We start from the raw sequence: 26,299 nt of genomic DNA, 5'->3' as shown, positions 1-26,299 counted from the left end.
ATGCATTAACACAGCATATGCGTTCTATAGGTTCCAGCCTGCGCCGGAACGATGGGTTACTTCACTTCGGTGACGGTGGTGCTCGTAATCGGCTTCAGAACTTTCACTTTGGCCTTTTGCTTCAGCAATTCGACGTACTGCGCCATTTCCTGCTGGGCAATGAGATTGCCGATCTGTTCCGCTTCCTGCTTGCGCTGCGCCTCATCGACCTGCGCAGGCTGCTGCACCTTGGCGATGCGGTACAGGCCGTAGCCCACACCCGGCACGTCCACGCCCACGTAAGCTGGCAGCTTGGTGGTGTCGGCCTTCATGATCGACTGCATGGCCAGGCCATTGATGCCTTCAGGCTTGGAGCGCGAAACCAGCTTGGCCGCGCCGAAACCGGTGGCATCGCCCGACTTCTTGAACGCAGCCAGCTTCTCTTCACCGGCCTTGACCGCCAGCTTGGCCGCTTCCTCGATAGTCACGCGCTGACGGATCTGCGCATCAACTTCCGCCAGCGGACGCTTGGTGGCAGGCTTGAACTCGACGATACGGCCGGCCACCAGGGTGCTAGGCGCGGTCTCCACCGCTTCGGTGTTGCGCTTGCTGGTCAGCGAGTCGTTCGAGAACAGCGCGGCCAGGAACTTGGCGTTGTTGTACGGCGCGGCGCCAGCGGCAGGCGACGGATTGCGCGATACATTGGCGGCGGTCTCGATCTTCAGACCCAGCTTGTCCGCCACTGGCTTCAGGCTGTCCGATTGCTCGTAGACGGTGTTGGTGAAGGTCTCGGCCATTTCCGAGTACTTTTTCGAGGCTTTCTGCTTTTTCAGCAGGTCGGCCACGTCGGCTTTCACCGCGTCCAGCGGCTTGACCACAGCTGGCTTCAGTTCCGTCACGGTCAGCACGTGGAAGCCGAATTCCGACTGCACGGCATCGCTGATCTCGCCTTGCTTCAGCTTGTTGATGGCATTTTCCACCGGCGCCACCAGCAGGCCTTTTTCGATCACGCCCAGATCGCCACCCTGCTCGGCCGAGCCTGGGTCTTCCGACTTGGCTTTGGCGACCTTGGCGAAGTCGCCCGGATTCTTGCGCAGTTCGGCCACGATGGCTTCCGCCTTGGCCTTGGCGGCCACGGTGTCAGCGGCGCTGGCGCCTTTCTTCAGGGCGATCAGGATGTGGCTGGCGCGGCGGGTTTCCGGCGTGGTGAATTGCGCGGTGTTCTTGGTGTAGTAGTCCGACACTTCGGCGTCCGTCACGTTCACCTGGCTCAGCACGGCGTCGTTGTTGAACACCACATACTCGATCCTGGCCTGCTCCGGCACTTCGAACTGCCTGGCGTTCTTGTCGTAGAAGGCCTTGACCATTTCGTCGGTCACTTTCACCTGCGGCACGAAGTCGGCCACCGGCAGCAGCAGTTCCTGCACTTCGCGCTCCTGGGCGGCGATGTCCGACAGCGACCTGGCCACCGAGCGCGGCGCGAAGCCAGTGCCTTCGATGGCGACGGCCAGCTGCTGCAGGGCCAGGTCGCGGCGCAGGCGGGCGTCGTAGTCGGTCGGCTTCATGCCTTGCGCGGCCAGCACCTGGATGTAGGTTTCCTTGTTGAAGTTGCCCGGACCGCCGAACTGGTCGATGATGGTTTTTTGCAGCTGGGCATCGGTCACGTTCAGGTTGGAATGGATCACTTCAGCGGCGATGGCGCGCTGGGCGATCAGCTGGTCCAGCACGTTTTGCTTGAACTCGGGGGTGTCAAACATCTTCTGGTCGAACTGTGCGCCCAGGCGCTGGCGATACTCGTCCAGGCGGGTGCGCACGGCGTTGTCGAATTCCAGCTGGGTCAGCGGCTTGCCATCGATTTTGGCGATGGTGCCGGCGTCATCGCCAAAGCTCTTGTAACTGCCGATACCGACAAATGCAAACGATGGCACGATGATGATGGCCAGGAAAATCTGCATCAAGCGTTGATGGGTACGAATAAATTCAAACATGGTCTGCCAATTCGGATTGATGGGGCTTGCACATACAAAAAAGGCGAACTCGCGTTCGCCAATTCCGGTTGCCGGATTTTACAGTGCACACCCCTCTATAGCAAGGGTAATCCTTGGCAAAACGGCCATGTTGCCGGTCAGCCGTTGCGGCGGCGGCGCGCCGCCACGCCCAGCAGGCCCAGGCCGCCCAGCAGCATGCCGTACGTGGCCGGTTCCGGCACCGAGGTGACCACCACGTTGTCCAGCAGCGCTCCGACGTTGTCGCCGCCGGCGTTGGCAAAGCTGAAGGTGGCGCTGCCGTTGGCGGCGGCAACGTAATTCAGGCTGTAGGTCTGGAATGGATCGGCTGCGTTCAGATTGACGACCTGGCTGCTGGTGCCAAAGTTGACGGTAACGCTGTCGCTGCCGCCGCGATGGTTGCCCGCCAGCGAGAAGCTCAGGGTGTAGCTTGTGCCAGCCATCACACTGACCGAATTCGAGAACACACCAGCGTCCCCGCTGGAACCATCCAGGTCGATGTAGTAGCCGTTGCCAGGAATCAAATCAAAGCCGCCGGTTGGGCCGATGATGTCGACCGTGCCGTTGGTGACGCTCCAACCGCCCATAAAGGTGAAGGCGTTCAGCGCGTCGGTGTCGGCGTTGAAATCATCGGAAAAGACGGTGGCCGCCTGGGCGGCGGTGGCGCCGAGCAATGCTGCGGCGATAGCGATTTTTTTGACGAACATGGCATCCCCTTTTTTGTATTTATATAAGAACAACTGAATTAACATAGTAACACTGAATTCAGCAGTAGATGATCGTATTTTTTTATCGCTGCGTGGAAAGGAATGAATGTTGCCGTAGACGATATATTTTGAATCGGCGACTTAAAAGCAAAAAAGCCTGTTGCTTTATTCAGGCAACAGGCTTCTATATTCTGGCGGAGCGGACGGGGCTCGAACCCGCGACCCCCGGCGTGACAGGCCGGTATTCTAACCAACTGAACTACCGCTCCTAAACGGTATTACGTCGCTTGATATTTGTTGGCGGAGCGGACGGGGCTCGAACCCGCGACCCCCGGCGTGACAGGCCGGTATTCTAACCAACTGAACTACCGCTCCAGCTGAATATCAAGGTGCTACATACTACTTTAAAACTTAATTTCTGGCAAATGTTTTTTGGTGGGCGGTGAGAGGCTCGAACTCCCGACCTAAGCCTTGTAAGGGCTCCGCTCTACCAACTGAGCTAACCGCCCATTTGCCGGGGTGAACAGCTTTGTTGCCGCTGCCGCTCACCGAAGTCCGTTAGTTTACAGCATCTTTCAAAGCTTTGCCAGCTTTAAATTTAGGAACTTTCGCTGCGTCGATAACGATCTCTTCTTTGGTGCGCGGATTGCGGCCGGTACGGGCGGCGCGTTCGCTCACGGAGAAGGTACCAAAGCCGACCAGGGTCACGCTGTCGTTTTTCTGCAGGCTGGTGGTGACGCCGTCAATGACAGCATCCAGCGCGCGAGCAGCAGCCGCTTTCGAAATATCAGCGGTGGTGGCGATATGGTCGATCAATTCAGTCTTATTCAAAGCAATTCCCCGTCACAAAGGTTATATCGTTGTTTCCGCTTAAAACACGGAAACAGAAAAATTTCAGGCCGTATTAAACAAGCCAGCCCACCTTGGTGTCAAGGCTGCACAATAGAAAAATAAGTAAAAATAACAAAACAGGCGCTATATAAGCGCCTGTTTTAAAGTTATTACCGCTGAAAACTTAGTGTTTTACTACGTCGCCCTGGCCATCGGCCTTGGTCGCGGCGGCGGCCACGGCTTCCACCGGGGCGGTTTCCACCAGCGGTTCCGGCTGGCGTTCCAGGGCGATTTCCAGCACTTTGTCGATCCAACGCACTGGCACGATTTCCAGCTTGTTTTTGACATTGTCCGGAATGTCGGCCAGATCCTTGACGTTCTGCTCAGGGATCAGCACGGTTTTGATGCCGCCGCGCTGGGCCGCCAACAGTTTTTCCTTCAAGCCGCCGATCGGCAGCACTTCGCCGCGCAGCGTGATCTCGCCGGTCATCGCCACATCGGCGCGCACCGGGATGCCGGTGAACACCGACACCATCGCCACCGTCATGGCAGCGCCGGCGGACGGACCGTCTTTCGGCGTCGCGCCTTCCGGCACGTGGATGTGGATGTCGCTCTTTTCAAACACTTCGTTCTTGATGCCAAGGCGATTGGCGCGACTGCGCACCACGGTGCGGGCGGCTTCGATCGACTCTTTCATCACGTCGCCCAGCGTGCCGGTGCGGATCACCCCGCCCTTGCCCGGCATCGACACGGCCTCGATGGTCAGCAGATCGCCGCCCACTTCGGTCCATGCCAGGCCGACCACCTGGCCGATCTGGTTTTCCTTCTCGGCCACGCCGAAGTCGTAGCGGCGCACGCCCAGGAACTTGTCCAGGTTTTTCGGCGTGACGGTCACTTTCTTTTCCGACTTCTTCAGCAGCAGCATCTTCACCACCTTGCGGCAGATCTTCGACACTTCGCGCTCCAGCGAACGCACGCCGGCTTCACGGGTGTAGTAGCGGATGATGTCGCGCAGCGCAGCTTCGCTGACCGAGATTTCATCTTCCTTCAGACCGTTGTTCTTGATCTGTTTTGGCAGCAGGTAGCGCTGCGAGATGCTGGTCTTCTCGTCCTCGGTGTAGCCCGACAGGCGGATCACTTCCATCCGGTCCAGCAGCGCCGGCGGGATGTTGAACGAGTTCGAGGTGGCCACGAACATCACATCCGACAGGTCGAAGTCGACCTCGATGTAGTGGTCGGAGAAGGTGTGGTTCTGCTCAGGATCCAGCACCTCCAGCAGGGCCGACGACGGATCGCCGCGGAAGTCCGCACCCATCTTGTCGATCTCGTCCAGCAGGAACAGCGGGTTGCGCACGCCGACCTTGGCCAGCGATTGCAGCACCTTGCCCGGCATCGAGCCGATGTAGGTACGGCGGTGACCGCGGATCTCGGCCTCGTCACGCACGCCGCCCAGTGCCATGCGCACGAACTTGCGGTTGGTCGCGCGGGCGATCGACTGGCCCAGCGAGGTCTTGCCCACGCCTGGAGGACCGACGAAGCACAGGATCGGGGCCTTCAGCTTGTCCACGCGCTGTTGCACCGCGAGGTACTCCAGAATGCGTTCCTTGACCTTCTCCAGACCATAGTGATCGCCTTCCAGCACTTTTTCAGCGTTGGACAGGTCGTTGTTGACCTTGGATTTTTTCTTCCATGGCAGGCTGACCAGGGTGTCGATGTAGTTGCGCACCACGGTGGCTTCGGCCGACATCGGCGACATCAGCTTCAGCTTTTTCAGCTCGGCGGTCGCCTTGTCCAGTGCCTCTTTCGGCATCTTGGCCATGGCCACCTTTTTCTCCAGTTCGTCCAGGTCGGCGCCGTCTTCGCCCTCGCCCAGTTCCTTCTGGATGGCCTTGACCTGTTCGTTCAGGTAGTACTCGCGCTGCGATTTTTCCATCTGGCGCTTGACGCGGCCACGGATGCGCTTTTCGACCTGCAGAATGTCCAGCTCGCCTTCCAGCTGGCCCAGCAGATGCTCCAGGCGCTTGGCGACACTGAAGATCTCCAGGATGACTTGCTTCTGCTCCAGCTTGAGCGGCAGGTGGGCGGCCACCGTGTCGGCCAGGCGGCCGGCATCGTCGATGCCCGACAGCGAAGCCAGGATCTCCGGCGGAATCTTTTTGTTCAGCTTGACGTACTGGTCGAACTGCTGAACGATGGCGCGGCGCATGGCTTCGATTTCCGAATCGTCGCCCAGCTCGGAATCGAGCGGCGTCAGATCGGCCATGAAGTGCGTCGGCGTGTCGGTGATTTTGTTGATGCGCGCGCGCTGAGCGCCTTCGACCAGCACCTTCACAGTACCGTCGGGCAGTTTCAGCATTTGCAGAATATTGGCCACGCAGCCAATCTCATAGATATCGGAAGCAGAAGGTTCGTCCTTGGCAGCGGCTTTTTGCGCGGCAAGCATGATGCTCTTGCCCTGCTCCATAGCGGCTTCCAGCGCCTTGATCGATTTTGGGCGCCCTACGAACAGCGGTATCACCATATGCGGAAATACGACGACGTCCCGCAGCGGCAATAACGGCAGTTGAGTTTGCTCAGTTAATTTGGAAGTTGTCATGGCGTACCTTATGTGAAAGCGTGATTATGATGTGGGCGCTGTTTTGCCAAATCACAAGACCGACCTGCAAGAAATAATTCCTTATATAAAAGAATGTTTTCCAAAGAAGCAGTCCACTCTAAAAGCCGGGCTAAATAAAAAAGCCACGCGTGACCGGGTCACGTGTGGCTTTCCGAATGAAGCCTGAATTCTTTTATTGGTTTTGATTGTACCGCCTTGCCCCACGGATGCGAAATGAATTTTGCTGTTGAGCGGGGCAAGTGTGCACAAGTTATTTAATTCTCACCAGAAGCTTTCGCCTGCTCCTGATAAATCAACAAAGGCTTAGCGCCACTGGTGATGGTATTCTCATCAATAACCACTTTGGTGACGTTGGTTTCATTTGGCAGTTCATACATGGTATCCAGCAGCGCGTGTTCCAGGATGGAACGCAGGCCGCGGGCGCCGGTCTTGCGCGCCAGCGCTTTCTTGGCGATCGCATGCAGGGCGGCCGGACGGATTTCCAGTTCCGCGCCTTCCATTTCCAGCAGTTTCGAATACTGCTTGATCAGGGCGTTCTTTGGTTCCACCAGGATCTGGATCAGCGCTTCCTCGGTCAGCTCGGACAGCGTGGCCACCACTGGCAGACGGCCCACCAGTTCAGGGATCAGGCCGAACTTGATCAGGTCTTCCGGTTCCGCTTCCATCAGCACTTCGCTGACGTTGCGCTCGGACTTGCTCTTGACCGAAGCGCCGAAGCCGATGCCGGATTTCTCCGAACGGTTTTCGATCACCTTGGCCAGGCCGTCAAACGCGCCGCCGCAAATGAACATGATGTTGGTGGTGTCGATCTGCACGAAGTCCTGGTTAGGATGCTTGCGGCCGCCCTGCGGCGGCACCGAGGCCATGGTGCCTTCGATCAGTTTCAGCAGCGCCTGCTGCACGCCCTCGCCTGAGACGTCGCGGGTGATGGACGGGTTGTCCGACTTGCGCGAAATCTTGTCGATCTCGTCGATGTAGACGATGCCGCGCTGCGCCTTGTCGACGTCGTAGTTGCAGCTTTGCAACAGCTTCTGGATGATGTTCTCGACGTCTTCGCCCACGTAGCCGGCTTCGGTCAGCGTGGTGGCGTCGGCGATCACGAACGGCACGTTCAGCATGCGCGCCAGGGTCTGGGCCAGCAGGGTCTTGCCGGAACCGGTCGGACCGACCAGCAGGATGTTGGACTTGGCCAGTTCGACGTCGTCCTTCTTGCCCAGGTGCTTGAGGCGCTTGTAATGGTTGTACACCGCCACCGACAGGATGCGCTTGGCGGTTTGCTGGCCGATCACGTACTGGTCCAGCAAGTCCTTGATTTCTTGCGGCGTCGGCAGGTCCGACTTGGCGCCCGTCACCGACTCGATGGCCGAGGTTTCGTCGCGGATGATGTCATTGCACAGGTCGATGCACTCATCGCAGATGAAGACCGATGGGCCGGCGATGAGTTTCTTCACCTCGTGCTGGCTTTTGCCGCAGAACGAGCAGTACAGAAGTTTTTCGCCGCTGGAGGATTTTTTGTCTGACATGGGCAGTTTTCTTTGGTTACAGGAAGCAAGTGATTCAATGCAATGCGAGCCGGAAACTCCGCCTACATGCACATGCTACCCGAAATAAAAACGAAACGCCCGAACGATTAATCGCCCGAGCGTTTTTTCTAGCAATGCTGCAAAGGATGCATCAAGCCCGGTTGGTCAACATTTTGTCGATCAAACCGTACTCTACCGCCTCTTCCGCCGACATGAAACGGTCACGATCGGTGTCTTTGGCGATCTGTTCAACGGTTTGACCGCTGCGCTCGGCCATGATCGAGTTCAGGCGATGGCGCAGGTACAGGATTTCCTTGGCCTGGATCTCGATGTCCGAAGCCATGCCCTGCGAGCCGCCCGACGGCTGGTGAATCATGATGCGCGAGTTCGGCAGCGAGAAGCGCTTGCCCTTGGCGCCGGCGGCCAGCAGGAACGCGCCCATCGAGGCGGCAATGCCGGTGCACAGGGTCGATACGTCAGGCTTGATGAACTGCATGGTATCGTAGATCGCCAGGCCGGCCGAGACCGAACCGCCGGGAGAATTGATGTACAGTGAGATGTCCTTGTCTGGATTTTCGCTTTCCAGGAACAGCAGCTGGGCGACCACCAGATTGGCCATCTGGTCGTTGACCGGACCGACCATGAAGATAATACGTTCCTTGAGCAGACGCGAGTAGATATCGTAAGAGCGCTCGCCGCGACCGCTTTGTTCCACCACCATCGGCACCAGGCCGAGCATTTCGGTGTCCAACGCCGGATTTCGGTTCATACCAGTCATTCTATTTCCTTGTGAAGCAGCTTTAGGGGCCGGAATGTTTATCTTACATCATCCGGCCCAAACTGAATTACGCTTGTGCGTTGCTTCCCATCAGCTCGTCAAAGGCGATAACCTTGGACGTAGTCTTCGACAGGCCCAGGACATAGTTGACGACGTTTTCTTCCAATACAAGGGCTTCCACTTCGGCCAGACGACGACGATCGCTGTAGTAGTACTTCAGCACTTCGCGCGGGTCTTCGTAGCTTTGGGCGAAGTCTTCGATCTGGGCTTTGACTTGCTCAGGCTGGGCTTGCAGATTGTTCTCGCCAACCAGTTGCGACAGGATCAGGCCCAGGCGTACGCGACGCTCGGCTTTTTCTGCGAACAGTTCTGGTGGGAATGGCACGTCCTTGACGTTCATGCCGCGCTGGGCCATGTCCTGACGGGTCATTTCGGCCAGACGCTCGGTGTCCTGAGCGATCAGCGATTTTGGCACGTCCAGGGTGGCGGTTTTCACCAGGGTTTCCATCACGGCTTCTTTGTTGCGCGCTTTCACGCGGCCGGCGACTTCACGCTCCAGGTTGACCTTGATGTCTTCGCGCATTTTCGCGACGTCGCCATCGGCCACGCCCAGCGACTTGGCGAATTCCGCGTCCACTTCCGGCAGGTGCGCCCATTCCAGCTTCTTCAGGGTGATGGTGAACGAAGCGGTTTTACCGGCCACGTCCTTGCCATGGTAGTCCTCTGGGAACGACAGCGGGAAGGTCTTCGACTCGCCCACTTTCAGGCCGACGGTGGCGGCTTCGAATTCTGGCAGCATGCGGCCTTCGCCCAGCACGAACGGGTAGTCTTCGGCTTTACCGCCTGGGAATTCCACGCCGTCGATCGAGCCGACGAAGTCCACGGTCACGCGATCGCCGTTGGCAGCCACTGGCTCGCCGCCGTCGCCGTGCTCACCGGCTTCGCCCTTGGTGTGAAAGTGCACGCGCTGTTTGCGCAGGATTTCGATGGTCTTGTCGATTTCAGCATCGCTGACTTCGGCTTTGACGGTTTCGATTTCGACGGTGGTCAGGTCGCCGATTTCGACTTCCGGATACACTTCGAAGGTCGCATCGAAGGTCAGCACGCCGGCTGGCGATTCCTGCTTCGGTTCGATGTTCGGGTAGCCAGCTACGCGCAGCTGGTTTTCGTTTGCGGCGTCGTTGAAAGCGCGGCCAACTTTATCATTCAGCACTTCGGTTTCGATTTGATAACCGTATTGTGCTGCGACCATTTTCAGAGGAACTTTGCCCGGACGGAAGCCTGGTGCCTTAGCCGTTTTGGCTTGCACTTTCAGGCGCTTCTCAACTTCAGCGCGGACTTCGGTCAGCGGGAAGGAGATCGTGATACGACGTTCGAGTTTGCCCAAGGTTTCGACTGCAGTTGCCATGTTAAAAAATCGTCCAAAAAATAAGAAATACAGTTGGTGCGAGGAGGGGGACTCGAACCCCCACACCATTGCTGGCGTCAGGACCTAAACCTGGTGCGTCTACCAATTTCGCCATCCTCGCGGCTTGTTTGCACAAAAGCAAAGGGCGACCTGTAAGTGAAAAAGGGTCGCCCTCTTCCTGCCTCATAGCAGGAGCTTTCAACTTCAACACGGCATTCTAACGGTTTTTTAGCGGAATGGTGACGATTTTTACTATGTCGCCAACATTCCGCGATTTTTTAACGCTTTCAGCGGTAAAAACGCCATTTTCTGAGGCATTGATCTCGCTCAGAACATCACGCTCCCCTCAGCCTACGATGATGTGGCCGTACTCAAGACGGACGTGGCTGTTATTCGCTCAAATTACGTCACAAAAGCAGACCTGCAGAGAGAATTGCACGCAGCGACGTGGACAATCATCGGCGCGATACTCTTCTGACTGCGGCCGTCTTTTTCTTGGCGCGCAGCCAAGGAACTTATTACTATCCGATCCCGCAACAGACCGCCGCTCCGGCTGCTCAAGCTGCAGAGCAGCCGAAGGCAGCGGTCCCTGCTTCGCGTTAGCCGGGCCGCTTCACCCTGAACCACGCAGCATACAACGCCGGCAGGAACAACAAAGTCAGCGCGGTCGCGAGGATCAGGCCGCCCATGATGGCCACCGCCATCGGCCCCCAGAATACCGAGCGCGACAAGGGAATCATCGCCAGCGCGGCGGCGGCGGCCGTCAGGATGATGGGACGGCAGCGGCGCACCGCGGATTCGACGATGGCAGTCCAGGCGTCGTGGCCGGCCTTGATGTCCTGCTCGATCTGGTCGACCAGAATCACCGAGTTACGGATGATCATGCCGAACAGCGCGATGATGCCGAGGTTGGCCACAAAGCCCAGCGGCCGGCCCAGCACCAGCAGCGCCATCGCCGCCCCCGCCACGCCCAGCGGCCCGGTCAGGAACACCAGCAGCGAACGCGAGAAGCTGTGCAGCTGCAGCATCAGCAGCGTGAAGATCAGGAAGATCGCCAGCGGCAGATTGGCGGCAATCGACGCTTCCGCCGCGCCGCTGTCCGAGGCCGCGCCTTTGACGGTGATGGCGTAGCCGGCCGGCAGCGCGTCACGCAAGGCCTTCAGTTGCGGCTCGATCTGGCCGGAGACGGTCGGTCCCTGGATATTGTCCGCCACGTCCGACTGCACGGTAATCGCCCAGTCGCGCCCTTCCCGCCACACCACACCCGGCTCCCACACGAAATGCGCCCGCGCCAACTGGCTGATCGGCACCGACTTGCCGCTGGCGGTCGGAATATTCGTGTCGTTCAGCACCGAGATGGTGTTGCGCTCTTCGATCGGCTGGCGGATCTGGATATCGATCAGCTTGATGCCTTCGCGGAACTGGCCGATGGCCGTGCCCGACAGGATGGTGTTGGCCGCGCGCATCACCGTTTGCGAGGTCACGCCCAGCGCGCGCATCTTGTCCTGATCCAGGTCGAGACGCAGCACCTTGATCGATTCATTCCAGTTATCGTTCACGCCGATCGTGTTCGGGTTGGCGCGCATGATGTCCTTCACCTGATCGGCAATCGCACGGACCTTGTCCACCTCGGCACCGGTGACGCGGAACTGCACCGGATACGGCACCGGCGGCCCGTTCGGCAGCAGCTTGACACGCCCCCGCACTTCCGGGAAATCATGTTTGAAGACATCGACAATCTTGTCGCGCAACGCGGCGCGGGCGTGCAGATCCTTTGGCAACACCACGATTTGCGACACGTTCGTCTGCGGGAAAATCTGATCCAGCGGCAAGTAGAAACGCGGCGAACCGGTGCCCACGTAGCTGGTCACGCTGACCACACCCTCCTGCTTGCGGATGAAGGCTTCAAACTTCTTCACCTGGGCCTCGTTGGCGGCAAAGGTGGTGCCTTCCGGCGTCCACATCTCCACCATCAGCTCGGGCCGGCTGGAATCCGGGAAGAACTGCTTCTCGATGAACTTGAAGCCGTACACACCGAGCGCGAACACTGCCAGCGTGGCGCCGATGGTGAGCCAGCGATATTCCACGCACCAGTTGACCAGCGCGCGGAAGCGGCGGAAGCCCGGCGTATCGAACAGGTCGTGCTCGCTGCCGCCATCGGCATGCGGTTTCACTTTCAACAGCACATAGCCAAGATATGGCGTGAAGGTCACCGCCACCACCCACGAAATCACCAGCGCCAGCGCGTTCACCGAAAACAGCGAGAAGGTGTATTCGCCGGCCGCCGACTTGGCCAGGCCGATCGGCAGGAAACCCGCCACCGTGATCAGCGTGCCGGTCAGCATCGGAATCGCCGTCGACTTGTAGGCGAAGGTGGCGGCGTCAAAGCGCGACATACCCTCTTCCATTTTGCGCACCATCATTTCCACCGCGATGATGGCATCATCCACCAGCAGGCCCAGCGCGATGATCAGCGCCCCCAGCGAGATCTTGTGCAGGTCGATGTCCAGCATGCGCATGAACAGGAAGGTCACCGACAGCACCAGCGGAATACTCAGCGCCACCACCAGGCCGGGACGCACATCGAGCCGCAGCTTGGGCTTGCTGTGCAGACCCAGCGCGACAAAGCTGACGCCCAGCACGATCAGCACCGCCTCGATCAGGGTGTGGACGAACTCGCCCACCGAGGCTTTCACCGCTTGCGGCTGGTCGGACACGCGCTCCAGCTCGATACCCACCGGCAGCTTGGCCTTCAGCTCGCTCACGGTTTTCTCCATGTGCTTGCCGAGCTGGATGATGTTGCCGCCCTTCTCCATCGACACGCCGAGGCCGATCACTTCCTTGCCATTGAAGCGCATCTTGTTGCCTGGCGGGTCCTGGTATTCGCGCTTGATGGTGGCGAAGTCGCCCAGGCGGAAGGTGGTGCCGTTGGCGCGCAGTTCCAGATCCTCAAGATCTTTCACCGTTTTCAGCGCACCGGTGACCCGCACTTGCAGGTTATCGGTCGGCGTGACCAGCACGCCAGTGGACTCCACCGAGTTCTGGGTGGCGATCTGGTTGACGATGGCCTCGAACGGGATGCCCAGCTGGGCAAACTTCTTGTGCGAGAACTCGATGTTGATCTTCTCGTCCTGCACGCCGAACAACTCGACCTTGGACACCAGCGGCACGCCCAGCAATTGCTGACGCACGAAGTCGGCGTAATCCTTCATCTCGGCATAAGTAAAGCCGTCGCCGGACAGCGCGAAGATGGAACCGTAGGTATCGCCAAACTCGTCGTTGAAGAACGGCCCCTGCACCCCGGATGGCAGCGTGCCGCGAATATCTCCGATCTTCTTGCGCACCTGATACCAGGACTGCGCCACCTCTTTTGGCGGCGCCGATTCGCGCAGCTTGAGGATGATGGTGGTCTCGCCCGGTTTGGAATAGCTGGAAATCTCGTCGATATCCGGCGTTTCCTGCAGCTTTTTCTCCAGCTTGTCGGTGACCTGCTCGGCCATCTGCAGCGAGGTTGCGCCCGGCCAGTTGGCGCGCACCACCATTGCGCGGAAGGTGAACGGCGGATCTTCATCCTGCCCGAGATTGGCATAGCTGAGCGCGCCGCCGATCAACAGCACCGCGATCAGGTAACGGGTCAGCGGGATATGCTCCAGCGCCCAACGTGAGAGGTTGAATCCTTCTTTCATTTGGCGGCCTTCGGCAAGTCGTTACCGAGAATCTTGACCTTCTGGCCCGGCTTCAGCAGGTTGACGCCTGCTGTCACCACAGTCTGGCCCGGCTTGACGCCGCTGGCCAGCACGATATCATTGCCGGCCACGCCACCGATGGTGACCGGCACCAGCTTGACTGCGCCGTTTTCCACCACCCACACCGAGGTCGCGGACTTCTCATAGAACAGCGCGGTCAGCGGCACCTTGATTTGCGGCGCCGGCGTCTTGGAGGCGAACTGCACCACCGCCGTCATGCCCAGCTTGGCTTCAGCCAGCGAGTCCGGAATCGACACCTTGACGGTGTAGGTACGGGTGGACGGATCGGCCACTGGCGAAATTTCGCGGATCTTGCCGGCCACCGTGTTTTTAGGATCAGCCCACAGCCGCACCTGCACATCCGGAATGCGGCGCAGGGTATCGACCTTGTCTTCCGGAATACCGATGACGATTTCCTTCTCGCCGGACTTGGCCACATTTACCACCGGCGTGCCGGCCGCCACCACCTGGCCGATTTCGGCGTTGACGGCGGTCACCACGCCATCCACGTCGGACAGCAAGGAGGCATAGCCAGCCTGGTTGGACTGGCCGCGATACGCCGCCTGGGAGGCATCAACATTGGCCTGGGCCGATTTATAAGTGGATTCCTTGGCGTCCAGCACCGCCTGGCTGACAAAGCTCTTGCTGCGCAATTCCTGATAGCGCTGCAACTCGGCCTTGGCCAGATCGCGGTTGGTCTCGGCGGCACGCAGATTGGCCAGCGCCTGCGCTTGCGAGAGCTGCAAGTCCTGCGGGTCTAGCTGCATCAGCACCTGCCCCTTCTTGACCAGCGTGCCGACGTCCACCTTGCGGCTGACGATCTTGCCGCCGACGCGGAAACCCAGGCGCGACTCCACCCGCGCCCGCACCTCGCCGGAAAACTCGGCATTCACATCAACGTCGCTGCTGACCAGCGAAATGGCCCGCACCGGGCGGATATCTTCCGTTTTCTCGGCCGGTTTGGAACAGGCGCCCAGCACGGCCAGTGCCGAAGCGGCAAGCAGCACATTCTTGAGAGTAGACACGACAGCTTCCTTTTAAATGACTGACAGGTTATTTATTGATTATAAGCTGAACAATGCTCTTTGCAAATGACTTTGGCGTCATTAATTTAGAGCTTGGATACTTGCTCTAATTTCAAGATGGCACTACCATTACGCGCTGGAAACCAATCTCACAACCGGCAACTGCCGCCCTTCCCGCCTATGCCGGTCGATCACTACGAAAATTTCCCTGTCGCCTCGATTTTGCTGCCCAAGCGCCTGCGTCCCGCGGTGGAAGCCATCTACACGTTCGCCCGCAGTGCCGACGACCTGGCCGATGAGGGCGACGCCCCCCCGGAAGAACGGCTGGCGGCACTGCATGCCTATGAGGCGGCGCTGGCGCGCATCGAGCAAGGCGCCACCGATCACCAGCCCATGTTTGAGCGGCTGGCGCAGGTGGTGCGGGACTATGAGATGCCGCTCAAGCCGCTGTATGAGTTGCTGTCGGCGTTCAAGCAGGACGTGGTCGTGTCGCGCTACCAGACCTTTGACATGCTGCTGGACTACTGCGCCCGTTCAGCCAACCCGGTCGGCTTCATGATGCTGCATTTGTACGGCGCGGCGGATGAGGAAAACGTGCGCGATTCGGATGCCATCTGCACCGCCCTGCAACTGATCAATTTCCTGCAGGACGTGGCCATCGATCTGCACAAGGAACGCATTTACATTCCGCTGGAAGACTTGAGCCGCTACGCCATCTCGCCGGCGGCGCTGGACCACCCCAGCGCGCGCCCGCGCTGGCGTTCGCTGATGCGGTTTGAAGTCGAACGCGCCCGCAAACTGATGCTGAGCGGCGCGCCGCTGGCGCTGCGCCTGCCTGGCCGCATCGGCTTCGAACTGCGCATGGTGGTGCAAGGCGGTCTGCGCATTCTGGATGCGATTGAAGCGGCCGAGTATGACGTCTTCCTGCACCGTCCCAAGCTGAGCAAGCGCGATTGGCTGGGCATTTTCTGGTCGGCGGTGCGCATGAAAAAGCGTCTGCAAACGGCGCTGCGCACGGCTTGACGCGCCTCAATTGACGCCGCCAACGCGAGGCCTATACTCGCAGGATGGCTGACATGACGAGAGAAGAAGTGGACGCAAAAATCGCTGCGAGCGACGCCCGCACCGACGCCAAATTTGCGGCCCTGATAGGCAGAATCGACGCACTGATCGTGCGCCTGGATGACTTCGAGCGCGAAATGCGCGAAGAAATACGCCAGATCAAGGCCGACATGGCTGATTTCAAAAAAACCATCATGATCACCGTGATCAGCACCGGCTTCGCGGTGGTGTTTGGCGTTGCCGGCTTCAATGCGACGCTGATCAACAATATGACTGCCTCATACGAATCCGGCAAGGATGCAGGGCAATGGCGAAGCGAAATCACCCAGAAGCTCAACGAGACTACGCGGAAGTTGAACGAAACCAACGAAAAACTCGACAGGATGCTCGCCGCCAATGAAGCGCGCCTGAATCAGATTGACGCCGACCTCAAGGCAATCAAACAGGAGCGAGAGTCGGGGCGGAAATGATTTTTTGTTCGCGCTCCTGCGGCGTCGGCACCGAGGACGACGGCGGTGCGGCTTTTGGCGCGGCCGCCGGCGTTTGCGGCTTGGATTGCTTCAGCACGAACTCACGCAGGGAAGCCGCCTCCGATACCGACAGCGCCGTCTGGCAATTCACGCCCTCGTTGGAAATCTGCCATTCCTGATACTCGCCGGCATTCAGCGTGCGCTGCTTCTGCTCGTCCAGCAGCTTGCAGCGGCTGGCGACCGACTTGGCTTCATCCAGATGCTGGGTGTAATACGTGGCCGTTTTCATGGGCGTCGTATCTTCCGCAGACGAGCCCTCGCATCCAGCGAGCACTGGAATAATGATCAAGGCTGCAACTATCTGCGATTTCATACGTATGCGTTCTCCCGAAAAGGTAACACATTGTATCCTTAAATCACGCTACGTTGCATGCGGGGGGGCCTTTTAGCTCCACCACATTGCCTTCCGGATCAGTCACATAGATCGACGGCCCCTCGCCTTCGGCGCCGTAGCGCGACTCCACCGCGCCGGGCTGCACGCCGTGCGCAGTCAGGTGCGCACGGATCGCCGCCGCGTCAAACGGCTCCACCCGCAGGCAGAAATGATCCATATTGCGCCCCTCCGGGCCCGGCGCCGCGCCGCCCATACGGCCCAGCTTGCCGTCCAGCGGCACCAGGTCGATCATCGAACTACCAGCGCGCAACTGCACCAGGCCGATCTCATCCTGCCGGCGCTCAAGCCGGCAACCGAGCGCGCCGCAGTAAAAGTCCAGCATGGCCTGCAAATCCACCACCCGCAGCACAATATGGTCAATTTCCCGGATAGTAATCATGTCAACTCCGCCAAATAATGATCCGAGACTGTAACTCATTCCTATAGAATAGCGGCTTCGAACCGTCCCTTGCTTTTTTATCCATGTCTCCCGACGACTACTGCCAGCAAAAGACCGCCCAAAGCGGCTCCAGTTTTTACTACAGCTTCCTGTTCCTGCCGCCGGAGCGTCGCCGCGCCATTACCGCCCTGTATGCCTTTTGCCGCGAAGTCGACGACACCGTCGACGAGTGCACCGACGAATCGATCGCACGCATCAAGCTGGCCTGGTGGCGCAAGGAAATCAGCAATATGTACGCCGGCCAGCAGACCCATCCGGTCACGCTGGCCCTGCAACCGCACCTCCAGCCCTATAAGCTGAAGGAAGAGCACCTGCAAGCCATCATCGATGGGATGGAGATGGACCTCAACCAGACCCGCTACCTCGACTACGCCGCCCTCAGCAAATACTGCTGGCACGTGGCCAGCGTGGTGGGCATCCTGTCGGCCAGCATCTTTGGCGTGACCAATCCGCAAACCCTGCAATTCGCGGAAAAGCTGGGCCATGCCTTCCAGCTGACCAACATCATCCGCGACGTTGGCGAAGACGCCCGCAAAGGCCGCATCTACCTGCCGATCAATGAGCTGCAGCAGTTCAACGTCACCGCCGCCGAAATCCTCAATGCCAAGCACAGCGATAAATTCGAAAAGCTGATGGCGTTCCAGATCGCGCGCGCCCAAAAAGCCTACGACGAAGCGTTTGCCCTGCTGCCGAAGGAAGACCGCCGCGCCCAGCGCCCAGGCCTGATGATGGCCGCCATCTACCGCACCCTGCTGACCGAAGTGCAAGCCGACGGTTACCACGTGCTGGAACACCGCATCTCGCTGACGCCGATCCGCAAGCTGTGGCTGGCGTGGAAGACCTACATCCGTGGTTGACGCCAGCATTGCCGACCCGCCGGCAGACAAGCGCGGCCACGCGGACACCGGCGTGCTGGCGCGCTCAGTTGCCGTCATCGGCGCCGGCTGGGCCGGCTGCGCCGCAGCAGTCGAGCTGGCGCGTGCCGGCTACAAGGTCACGCTGCTGGAAGCGGCCCGCACGCTGGGCGGGCGCGCCCGCCGCGTGGAAACTGACCGCAAGCATCTGGACAACGGCCAGCACATCCTGCTGGGCGCCTACAGCGAAACCCTGCGCCTGATGAAGCTGACCGGCGTCGATCACCAGCAAGCCATGCTGACGCTGCCGCTGCAAATGCGCTATCCGCCCGGCACCGGCGGCATGGATTTCGTCGCGCCGGCATGGCCGCTGCCGGCGCCGCTGCACCTGGCCGCCGCCCTGCTGCGCGCCCAAGGCCTGCAGCGCGAGGACAAGCTCAGCCTCGCCCGCTTTTCCACCACCGCGCGCTGGATGGGCTGGCAGCTCAACACCGACTGCAGCGTCAGCGAACTGCTGGCGCGCTTCGACCAGACCGCGCGCCTGATCCAGCTGATGTGGCGTCCGCTGTGTCTGGCCGCGCTGAATACGCCGCCGGAACGCGCCTCCGCCCAGATCTTTCTCAACGTCCTGCGCGACAGCCTGGGCGCCAGGCGCCGCGCCTCCGACATGCTGCTGCCGCGCACCGATCTGAGCGCCCTGTTCCCGGAAGCCGCGGCCCGCTACGTGACGGCACACGGCGGCGCCGTGCGCAGCGGTGCCAAGGTCAACGCGCTGCGCTGCATCGAAGGCCGCCTGTGGCAGCTGGACATCAGCGGCGCGGCGGTGGGCGGCACCTGGAGCACTTACTTCAGCGGCGTGGTGCTGGCCACCGGCGCCAGCCAGGCCGCCACGCTGCTGCACGACATTCCGGATGGCGACACTGCCGCCATCTGCAGCCAGCTGACCGCCTTCGAGCCGGAAGCCATCACCACGGTCTACCTGCAATACGATGCCGCCACCCGGCTGGCGCTGCCGTTCTACGCCCTGCTGGACGACCCGGACAGCCACCAGTACGGTCAGTTCGTGTTTGACCGCGGCCAGCTGGATGCGGCCCAGGCCGGCCTGCTGGCAGTGGTGATCAGCGCCTCCGGTCCGGTGGCGGCGCAGCCGCAGGAATTGCTGGCCGAGGCGGTTGCGGTGCAGCTGGCGGTGGTGTTCCAGCGCCCCGAGCTCGGCCGGCCCGCCTGGTTCAAGGTCATCACCGAGAAACGCGCCACTTACGCCAGTGCGCCCGGCCTCATGCGTCCAGACAACAATACCGGCCTGCCCGGCCTGGCGCTGGCCGGTGACTATACTGCCGGCGACTATCCCGCCACGCTGGAATCGGCGGTACGCAGTGGTGTTGCTGCCGCGCAATTACTCCAGAGGAGTGCCGTCTAGTCGTGCATTTCGGTCGCCTGTTCCGCATTTTGTGCATCCTGTCACATCCCGGTGGCGTCTCGATGGCTACCTGCGTACAGTTGCACCATCGGCAAAAGGCACGCAACATTGTGGATTTAATATCATGACCAAGCAGCAATACCTCGACGCGCTCAAGCAGGCCATGCAGGGACTGCCGCCGGAAACAGTGGCCAAGACCCTGGCCTATTACGAGCAGCGCTACATCGACGGCCTGGTGGCCGGCCAGAGCGAGGACGAGGTTTACAAGCAGCTGGACGAACCGCGCAAGATCGCCATGACCCTGCGCGCCAACGCCCACCTGAACGCCTTCGAGCAAAAGAAAACCCCGCTCAACCTGGCGCGCGTGCTGGTGTCCTTCATCGGCCTGGCCATCTTCAACCTGTTCATGGTGATTCCGGCCATGGTCTATGCCAGTCTGCTGGGCGCGATCTACATCTCGGCCTTCGCCTTCTACATTGGCGGCGTGGCGCTGACGGCCAGCGGCCTGTCGGGCCAGAACGAGCTGGCGCTGGAAGGCCCGCTGCGCCACCTGATGGAATTCACCAACACCCACTTTGAATCCCGCGAGGATGAGGAAGATGCCCAGGGCTGGCGGGTTTCGATCAACAGCATGGGCGTGCAGGTCAACAAGGACGATGCCGACACCCCGCCGCCCGACGACGAAGGCCTGAGCCGCAGCGGCAAGCTGCTCAACCGCGCCGAAGCGGTGGCCGCCGGCGATGTCCACATCACCACTGACTTCGACAGCGGCGCCCGCACCACGCAGTCGCTGATCGGCCTGGGGCTGATCCTGGGCGGCATTGGCCTGTGCCTGATCAGCATTGTGCTGACCCGCTACACCGTCATAGGCTTGAAGCGTTACGCGGCGATGAATGCCTCGCTGCTGCGCGGACGTTGAGGAAAACATGATGCGCGCATTGATGAAAATTGGAGCCGGCCTGCTGGTACTGGCGTTTGTGCTGATCGGCGTCACCTACAGCATGCTCAAGGCCTACGGCAGCAGCAGCCCGACCAGCATGGCCGGCCGCTCGCTGGGCACGGAAAGCCGCAAGATCGACGCCATGGCCACGGTGGTGGAACTGAATGGTCCGATCGACCTGATGCTGGTGCAGGGCCAGACCGCCTCGCTCAAGGTGCGCGGCGAACAGCGCTCGCTGGGCAATATCGAAACCATTCAGGATGGCCGCGACCTGCACATCGGCACCAAGGGCATGCTGCTGAATCCGCGCCATCGCCTGCAGGTGGAACTGGTGCTGCCGTCGCTGGAGGAACTGACGGTGCACAGCAGCGGCGACACCAAAGTATCCGGCTTTAACGGCGAGCGGCTGGAGTTGCAGCTGCACGGTTCGGGCAATGTGAATTTTGTCGGCCGCTATCGCGAACTGACCGCCGGCGCCCATGGCAGCGGCAATATGAACATCAACGCCGGCAGCAGCGAGAATGTGGAGCTGGAGATGGTAGGCTCGGGCCAGATCAGCGCTTCCGGCAGCTGCAAGACGCTCACCGCGGAGCTGACCGGCTCCGGCGACCTGAATGCGCGCCACCTGGCCTCGGACAAGGTGACCGTCAATCTGAAAGGCTCCGGCACTACCCACGTCTTCGCCAAGCAGTCAGCGGACCTGAGCCTGCGCGGCAGCGGCGACATCCGCGTGCTGGGCAATCCGGACCACCGCAACGTCAGCCGCACCGGCTCCGGCGAAGTTACCTGGGAGTGAGCCAGGCCAACACATCGCGGGCAGCGGCCACGCCGCCCGCAAAGCAGGCCGTCAGCAGATAGCCGCCGGTCGGCGCTTCCCAGTCGATCATCTCGCCGGCCACGAACACGCCCGGCGCGGCCTTCAACATCGTGCCTTGCAGGGCTTCCCACTTCACGCCGCCGGCGCTGCTGATCGCTTCATCGATGGGCCGCGCGCGCTCCAGCCGCAGCGGCAGGCGCTTGACGGCCTGCGCCAGTTGCGCCTCGTCGCTGAATTGGTCCTTGCTCAGGCATTCGCGCAGCAGGCCGGCTTTCACGCCCTTGATGCCTAACCGGCTTTGCAGATGGCTGGACAGCGAGCGCGCGCCGCGCGGCCGCGCCAGTTCTTCCGCCACGCGCTGCGCGCTCCAGTCCGGCATCAGATCCAGCCAGATGGTGGTATGGCCCGCGGCCGCGATCTGGTCGCGCAGCGCCGCCGACAAGGCGTAAATCAGGCTGCCCTCGACGCCGCCCTGCGTCACCACGAACTGGCCCTGCCTGCGCATCTCCTCGCCGTGCGCATTGCGCGCGATGACGGCGACCGTCATCAAGGGCTCGCCGGCATAACGGCTGCTGAAATGCCCACTCCAGTTGACATCAAAGCCGCAATTGGCGGGCGCCAGCGACGCCACCGCGACGCCGCGTTGTGCCAGCACCGGCAGCCAGGCGCCGTCCGAACCGAGCCGCGCCCAACTGCCGCCGCCCAGCGCCAGGATGACCGCATCGGCGCGCACCAGCCGTTCGCCGTGTGCGCCATCGTCACCGGGCGCGCTGAATCGCAGCGCCCCGTCCTGCCAGCCCAGCCAACGGTGGCGCAGGTGGAACTGCACACCGCTTTCGCGCAGACGATGCACCCAGGCGCGCAGCAGCGGCGCGGCCTTCATATCGGTCGGGAACACCCGGCCCGAGGTGCCGACGAAGGTCTCCAGCCCCAGTCCATGCACCCAGTCGCGCACGGCCCGCGGGCCAAAGCTGTCCAGCGCCGGGCGCAGCGCCTGCGCGCTGACGCCGTAGCGGTCAACGAAATCCTCATACGCTTCGGCGTGCGTGATATTCATCCCGCTGCGGCCGGCCAGCAGGAATTTGCGGCCGACCGAGGGCATGGCGTCATACAGGTCCACCTGAACGCCGGCTTGTGCCAGCGTTTCGGCCGCCATCAGGCCGGCCGGCCCGCCACCGATGACGGCAACGCGAAAAGGTGTCAAACTAGACTGCATGAGAGGTCCATATACAAAACAAGGGAGATACGATGGGTGCAACGTTCTGGATCAAGCGCTACCTGCTGGCAGCGGTGCCGCTGTTCGCCATTCTAGCCGCCGTTGAGTGGTTCAAGGGCTCGACCACGAAAGAAGATTATCTGAGCGCCGGCTTGTGGGCGCTGATCGCCGCCGGCATCTTCAATTACGTCGCGTGGCGGCGCTTCCGCAACGCCATGGCTTGCGCGGCCTGCGAGGACGTCGCCAAGGCCTACAAGGGCAAGCACGCGAAGAAATAGTCAGCCGCCGGTCACCGGCGGGAAGAACGCCACTTCGGCGCCGTCAGCCAGCGCGGTATCGGCGCCGCACATCACCTGGTTGTAGGCCATGCGCAGCGCCGGATGGCCCAGCGCCTGCTGCCAGTTCCCGCCGCGCGCGGCCAGGTGATCGCGCAGCGCGCCCACGGTCGCCACGCCGGCCGGCACGGCCAGCGATTCCGACGAAGCGCCAACGGCTTCACGCACGCTGGCGAAAAATTTTACGGTAATAGCCATTAATACAGTAATTCGTTAAACGGTATGAAGCGGACCATGTCGCCGGCGGCGATGGTCGTACCCGGCGGATTGTCGATCACGCCGTCGCCCCACACGGTGGAGGTCAGCACGCCGGAACTCTGGTTGCGGAACAGTTCCAGGCCGCCGTTGTCGTTGATGCGCACGCGCAGGAATTCGTTGCGCCTGTCGGCCTTGGGCCAGCTGAAGTCGGCGCGCATGCTGTAGGCGCGCGGCGCGATCGGCCCTTCCACGCCCTGCAGGCGCAGGATGAATGGCCGCACGAACAACAGGAAGGTTACAAAGCTCGACACCGGATTGCCCGGCAGGCCAATGAAGAAGGCCTGCTGCACTTCGCCAAACGCCAGCGGCTTGCCCGGCTTGACGGCGATCTGCCACATATTCAGCTTGCCTTCCGCTTCCACCGCGGGCTTGATGTGGTCTTCCTCGCCCACCGACACGCCGCCGGAGGTGATGATGAGATCATGCCCCTGCGCCGATTCGCGCAGCACCGAGCGCGTGGCTTCCAGCGTATCCGGCACGATGCCGAAATCGCTGATCTCGCAACCCAGGTTTTCCAGCAGCGCGCGCAGCGTGAAGCGGTTGGAATTGTAGATGGCGCCCGGCGCCAGCGGCTCGCCCGGCATGGTCAGCTCGTCGCCGGTGAAGAACACCGCCACGCGCAGCTTGCGCCTGACCGGCAGTTCGGCCAGCCCGACTGATGCCGCCAGGCCCAGCTCCTGGCTGCGCAGGCGCGTACCGGCCGGCAGCATCACACTGCCGCTGGTGATGTCCTCGCCGGCGCGGCGTATCCATTCGCCGGATTTCGGTGCATGTCTGATGGTGACCACGTCGCCATTCAACTCGCACTGCTCCTGCATCACCACCGCATCCGCGCCTTGCGGGATCATGGCGCCGGTGAAGATGCGGGCCGCGGTCCCCGGCTGCAAAGGCTGGCCGACATGGCCGGCCGGGATGCGCTGCGATACCTTGAGCGCCGCGTTGCCACTGGCGCAATCGACGGCGCGCACCGCATAGCCATCCATCTGCGTGTTATCGGCGCCCGGCACATTCATGCCGGACAGCTGCGCCGCGGCCAGCACGCGGCCATTGGCCGCCAGCGTTGGAATAACTTCGCTGTCCGCCACCGGACGCACCGCGTCCAGCATCAAGGCCAGCGCCTCGCTGACCGACAACATCGGCTTGCGCGGCTCGCTCATTACAGGCCCGTGTTGGCGGCGATGTACGCCTTCATGGCCTCGACTTCCGGCTTCATGACGACGAACTTCTGCGGCAGCGCTTCGATGTTCTCGAAGCCTTCCGGACGCTCGGCGTCCTCGCCCAGCGCTTCCAGGATGGTTTCGTTGAACTTGGCCGCCAGCGCGGTTTCCAGCACGATCATGGTCACGCCGGGTTCCAGGTTTTCCTTGGCCACCTTGATGCCGTCGGCGGTGTGGGTATCGATCACGATGCCGTAATCGTCGGCCACGTCGCGGATGGTGTTGACGCGGTCATCATGGGTCGACTTGCCGGACTTGAAGCCGTAATTGGCCACCAGTTTGAACTCGTCGCCATCGCTGCCTGGCTTGCCGGACAGGTCGAAGCCGCCGTGGGTTTCCACTTTCTGGAACAGGGCGCGGGTACGGTCGCCGTCGCGGCCCACCAGTTCGTAGACGAAGCGCTCGAAGTTGGACGCCTTGGAGATGTCCATCGACGGGCTGCTGGTGTGATAGGTTTCGGACGACTTGCGCACGCGGTACACGCCGGTGCGGAAGAATTCATCCAGCACGTCGTTTTCATTGGTGGCGGCCACCAGCTTGTCGATCGGCAGGCCCATCATGCGGGCGATGTGGCCGGCGCAGATATTGCCGAAGTTCCCCGATGGCACGGTGAACGAGACCTTCTGGTCATTGGAGGTGGTCGCTGCCAGATAGCCGCGGAAGTAATACACCACCTGCGCCACCACGCGCGCCCAGTTGATCGAGTTGACGGTGCCGATCTTGTGCCTGGCCTTGAATTCCAGGTCGTTCGACACCGCTTTGACCATGTCCTGCGCGTCATCGAACACGCCTTCGATGGCGATGTTGAAGATATTCGGGTCCTGCAGCGAGAACATCTGCGCGGTCTGGAAGGCGCTCATTTTCTGGTGCGGCGACAGCATGAAGACACGGATGCCCTGCTTGCCGCGCATGGCGTATTCGGCGGCGCTGCCGGTGTCGCCAGAGGTGGCGCCAAAGATGTTCAGTTCCGCGTTTTGCTTGGCCAGCGCGTATTCGAACAGGTTACCCAGCAGCTGCATGGCCATGTCCTTGAATGCCAGGGTCGGGCCGTTGGACAGCGCTTGCAATACCAGTCTGGTGCCGTTTTCGCCCTCTTCCAGCACGCGCAATGGCGTGATGTCGGCCGCGTTTTCGTCCTTGCGGGCGTTTTTGTACACCTCTTTAGTGTAGGTCTTGGCGGTCAGCGCACGCAGGTCGGCTTCCGGAATGTCGGTCGCGAACTTCTTCAGGATCTCGAACGCCAGCTCGGCGTAGGACAGCTTGCGCCAGGCGTCCAGCTCGGCGCCGGTCACTTGCGGGTAAGCGGTCGGCAGGAACAGGCCGCCGTCAGCGGCCAGGCCGCCCAGCAGGATGTTCGAAAATGGTTGGGAAGACGAAGCGGCGGCCGACGACGCGGCGCGGGTAGACACGTATTGCATAAAGTAGAAAGTCCGGTTGGGCTGGCAGCAAAAGAGCAGAACGGTGCAAACAAGCGAATATTATAGTGCGAGCGGGGCTTTTGCGTGAATTCCGCGTTGTTTTATGGCTATTTTGCTGTGCCGGCCTACTGCGCCAGGGCTTTCAGGCCTTTGCCCAACTCTTCCTTGACCGAGTTTTTGGCCTGGTTGACGGCAATCTGGTTCTGAATCAGCGCCAGCGCATTTTGTGCCGCAATCGTCTCCATGGCCGAGGCCCGCATGGCAGCGATGCCGCCGTCGTGCTCGGCGGGCGCTGCCGGTGCGGGCCCAGACGCCGGTGCCGCCGGCGCGGCCGATACCGGCGCAGACGCCGGCGAGGCCGATATTGGCGCAGACGCCGGCGAGGCCGATATTGGCGCAGACGCCGGCGAGGCCGATATTGGCGCAGACGCCGGCGAGGCCGATATTGGCGCGGACGCCGGCGGGCTTGCCGGGCGCGTGGCCCCGGCCTTGCCGCCGCTTGGCAGTCCGGCAATTTTCAAGCGCTGCGGCGGCATCCCAAGCAGCCGCGGGCCGGCACCGGAGGCGGCAGGCCGGGCGGCCCGCCCGGTGGGCGCCAATTGCGCCAGCGGACCGCTGATGGCCGGACGCGCACCGGGCTTTGCCGCACCCGCCGGTCCCGATGGCGGGGCGTGAGCCGCCAGGTCGGGACTGACGGGAGAGGAATGGCTGAGACGATTAACAGTCATGATGGAACTCCTGTAAAGACATGCCAGGCCGGCACCGCGCCGGCCCGCATG

Annotated in this window: 23 protein-coding genes and 4 tRNA genes; 7 read left to right on the top strand and 20 right to left on the bottom strand. The window is 61.3% G+C overall.

The features are described 5' to 3' along the window. Positions 1 to 56 precede the first annotated feature (56 nt). From ABDW57_RS23435 to ABDW57_RS23375, 13 genes are all read right to left on the bottom strand, one after another. Positions 57 to 1,967, bottom strand: a complete 1,911-nt coding sequence (locus tag ABDW57_RS23435; RefSeq protein ID WP_343732554.1) for a SurA N-terminal domain-containing protein — start codon at positions 1,965 to 1,967, stop codon at positions 57 to 59. Between the two features lie 137 nt (positions 1,968 to 2,104). Further along, positions 2,105 to 2,692, bottom strand: coding sequence for a PEP-CTERM sorting domain-containing protein (locus ABDW57_RS23430; RefSeq protein ID WP_343732553.1), 588 nt, complete (start codon positions 2,690 to 2,692; stop codon positions 2,105 to 2,107). Between the two features lie 192 nt (positions 2,693 to 2,884). Next, positions 2,885 to 2,961: transfer RNA gene (locus tag ABDW57_RS23425), tRNA-Asp, on the bottom strand. 29 nt (positions 2,962 to 2,990) lie between these two features. Then, a tRNA-Asp gene (locus tag ABDW57_RS23420) sits at positions 2,991 to 3,067 on the bottom strand. Positions 3,068 to 3,125: 58 nt separating this feature from the next. Next, positions 3,126 to 3,201, bottom strand: a tRNA-Val gene (locus ABDW57_RS23415). A gap of 49 nt (positions 3,202 to 3,250) precedes the next feature. Next, the gene (locus ABDW57_RS23410) at positions 3,251 to 3,523 is read right to left on the bottom strand and encodes an HU family DNA-binding protein (RefSeq protein ID WP_155461497.1); all 273 of its coding nucleotides are present in this window, start codon (positions 3,521 to 3,523) and stop codon (positions 3,251 to 3,253) included. A 184-nt stretch (positions 3,524 to 3,707) separates the two neighbouring features. Beyond that, positions 3,708 to 6,119 (bottom strand): endopeptidase La, encoded by a 2,412-nt coding sequence (gene lon / locus ABDW57_RS23405; RefSeq protein WP_343732552.1) that lies wholly within the window; start codon positions 6,117 to 6,119, stop codon positions 3,708 to 3,710. Positions 6,120 to 6,394: 275 nt separating this feature from the next. Beyond that, positions 6,395 to 7,663, bottom strand: coding sequence for an ATP-dependent Clp protease ATP-binding subunit ClpX (gene clpX / locus ABDW57_RS23400; RefSeq protein ID WP_155461495.1), 1,269 nt, complete (start codon positions 7,661 to 7,663; stop codon positions 6,395 to 6,397). 151 nt (positions 7,664 to 7,814) lie between these two features. Further along, positions 7,815 to 8,441 carry an ATP-dependent Clp endopeptidase proteolytic subunit ClpP gene (gene clpP / locus ABDW57_RS23395; RefSeq protein ID WP_092270628.1) on the bottom strand — a complete coding sequence of 209 codons (627 nt, stop codon included), beginning with the start codon at positions 8,439 to 8,441 and terminating at the stop codon, positions 7,815 to 7,817. A 67-nt stretch (positions 8,442 to 8,508) separates the two neighbouring features. Then, positions 8,509 to 9,849 carry a trigger factor gene (tig, locus tag ABDW57_RS23390; protein WP_343732551.1) on the bottom strand — a complete coding sequence of 447 codons (1,341 nt, stop codon included), beginning with the start codon at positions 9,847 to 9,849 and terminating at the stop codon, positions 8,509 to 8,511. 34 nt (positions 9,850 to 9,883) lie between these two features. Next, positions 9,884 to 9,970: transfer RNA gene (locus ABDW57_RS23385), tRNA-Leu, on the bottom strand. 478 nt (positions 9,971 to 10,448) lie between these two features. After that, the gene (locus ABDW57_RS23380; protein WP_343732550.1) at positions 10,449 to 13,535 is read right to left on the bottom strand and encodes an efflux RND transporter permease subunit; all 3,087 of its coding nucleotides are present in this window, start codon (positions 13,533 to 13,535) and stop codon (positions 10,449 to 10,451) included. Further along, complete coding sequence (locus ABDW57_RS23375) at positions 13,532 to 14,620, bottom strand: efflux RND transporter periplasmic adaptor subunit (RefSeq protein WP_343732549.1); 1,089 nt, start codon at positions 14,618 to 14,620, stop codon at positions 13,532 to 13,534. Before ABDW57_RS23375 ends, ABDW57_RS23380 begins: the two co-directional genes overlap by 4 nt. 180 nt (positions 14,621 to 14,800) lie before the next feature. Between ABDW57_RS23375 and hpnC the strand changes: the two genes are divergently transcribed. Then, on the top strand, positions 14,801 to 15,643 hold the full coding sequence (gene hpnC / locus ABDW57_RS23370) for a squalene synthase HpnC (RefSeq protein WP_343732548.1): 843 nt from the start codon (positions 14,801 to 14,803) through the stop codon (positions 15,641 to 15,643). A 53-nt stretch (positions 15,644 to 15,696) separates the two neighbouring features. Then, positions 15,697 to 16,152, top strand: a complete 456-nt coding sequence (locus tag ABDW57_RS23365) for a hypothetical protein (RefSeq protein ID WP_343732547.1) — start codon at positions 15,697 to 15,699, stop codon at positions 16,150 to 16,152. Here the strand turns inward: ABDW57_RS23365 and ABDW57_RS23360 are convergent. Both ABDW57_RS23360 and ABDW57_RS23355 read right to left on the bottom strand, forming a co-directional pair. Next, positions 16,121 to 16,441: a hypothetical protein gene (locus ABDW57_RS23360; protein WP_343732546.1), complete on the bottom strand. Its 321-nt coding sequence runs from the start codon at positions 16,439 to 16,441 to the stop codon at positions 16,121 to 16,123. The two genes, ABDW57_RS23365 and ABDW57_RS23360, sit on opposite strands and share 32 nt — an antisense overlap. Positions 16,442 to 16,568: 127 nt before the next feature. Continuing rightward, positions 16,569 to 16,985, bottom strand: a complete 417-nt coding sequence (locus ABDW57_RS23355) for a VOC family protein (RefSeq protein ID WP_343732545.1) — start codon at positions 16,983 to 16,985, stop codon at positions 16,569 to 16,571. 83 nt (positions 16,986 to 17,068) lie between these two features. On the opposite strand from ABDW57_RS23355, the gene hpnD reads away from it, so the two are divergent. From hpnD to ABDW57_RS23335, 4 genes are all read left to right on the top strand, one after another. Beyond that, positions 17,069 to 17,902: a presqualene diphosphate synthase HpnD gene (hpnD, locus tag ABDW57_RS23350; protein ID WP_343732544.1), complete on the top strand. Its 834-nt coding sequence runs from the start codon at positions 17,069 to 17,071 to the stop codon at positions 17,900 to 17,902. A 7-nt stretch (positions 17,903 to 17,909) separates the two neighbouring features. Next, entirely contained in the window at positions 17,910 to 19,319 is a 1,410-nt protein-coding gene (gene hpnE, locus ABDW57_RS23345; protein ID WP_343732584.1) for a hydroxysqualene dehydroxylase HpnE, read from the top strand. Positions 19,320 to 19,443: 124 nt separating this feature from the next. Further along, on the top strand, positions 19,444 to 20,238 hold the full coding sequence (locus tag ABDW57_RS23340) for a DUF1700 domain-containing protein (protein WP_343732543.1): 795 nt from the start codon (positions 19,444 to 19,446) through the stop codon (positions 20,236 to 20,238). Positions 20,239 to 20,245: 7 nt separating this feature from the next. Next, positions 20,246 to 21,055 (top strand): head GIN domain-containing protein, encoded by an 810-nt coding sequence (locus ABDW57_RS23335; RefSeq protein ID WP_343732542.1) that lies wholly within the window; start codon positions 20,246 to 20,248, stop codon positions 21,053 to 21,055. On the opposite strand, the gene ABDW57_RS23330 is transcribed toward ABDW57_RS23335, so the two are convergent. After that, on the bottom strand, positions 21,042 to 22,292 hold the full coding sequence (locus ABDW57_RS23330; protein WP_343732541.1) for a TIGR03862 family flavoprotein: 1,251 nt from the start codon (positions 22,290 to 22,292) through the stop codon (positions 21,042 to 21,044). The two genes, ABDW57_RS23335 and ABDW57_RS23330, sit on opposite strands and share 14 nt — an antisense overlap. Positions 22,293 to 22,324: 32 nt before the next feature. On the opposite strand from ABDW57_RS23330, the gene ABDW57_RS23325 reads away from it, so the two are divergent. Continuing rightward, a complete protein-coding gene (locus ABDW57_RS23325) occupies positions 22,325 to 22,570 on the top strand; it encodes a hypothetical protein (protein ID WP_343732540.1) in 246 nt (81 codons plus the stop codon). Here ABDW57_RS23325 and moaD read toward each other — a convergent pair whose 3' ends face one another. The 4 genes from moaD to ABDW57_RS23305 form a co-directional block, all read right to left on the bottom strand. Then, positions 22,571 to 22,825 carry a molybdopterin converting factor subunit 1 gene (gene moaD, locus ABDW57_RS23320; RefSeq protein WP_343732539.1) on the bottom strand — a complete coding sequence of 85 codons (255 nt, stop codon included), beginning with the start codon at positions 22,823 to 22,825 and terminating at the stop codon, positions 22,571 to 22,573. Beyond that, positions 22,825 to 24,042, bottom strand: coding sequence for a gephyrin-like molybdotransferase Glp (glp, locus tag ABDW57_RS23315; RefSeq protein WP_343732538.1), 1,218 nt, complete (start codon positions 24,040 to 24,042; stop codon positions 22,825 to 22,827). The genes moaD and glp overlap by 1 nt, the downstream gene beginning before the upstream one ends. Beyond that, positions 24,042 to 25,520 carry a threonine synthase gene (gene thrC, locus ABDW57_RS23310; RefSeq protein WP_343732537.1) on the bottom strand — a complete coding sequence of 493 codons (1,479 nt, stop codon included), beginning with the start codon at positions 25,518 to 25,520 and terminating at the stop codon, positions 24,042 to 24,044. Before thrC ends, glp begins: the two co-directional genes overlap by 1 nt. 125 nt (positions 25,521 to 25,645) lie before the next feature. After that, the gene (locus ABDW57_RS23305; RefSeq protein ID WP_343732536.1) at positions 25,646 to 26,248 is read right to left on the bottom strand and encodes a hypothetical protein; all 603 of its coding nucleotides are present in this window, start codon (positions 26,246 to 26,248) and stop codon (positions 25,646 to 25,648) included. Positions 26,249 to 26,299: the final 51 nt, after the last annotated feature.

This window comes from Duganella sp. (genome assembly GCF_039595735.1).
Lineage (GTDB): Bacteria > Pseudomonadota > Gammaproteobacteria > Burkholderiales > Burkholderiaceae_D > Rugamonas.
This window is presented reverse-complemented; position numbering and strand designations above follow the sequence as displayed.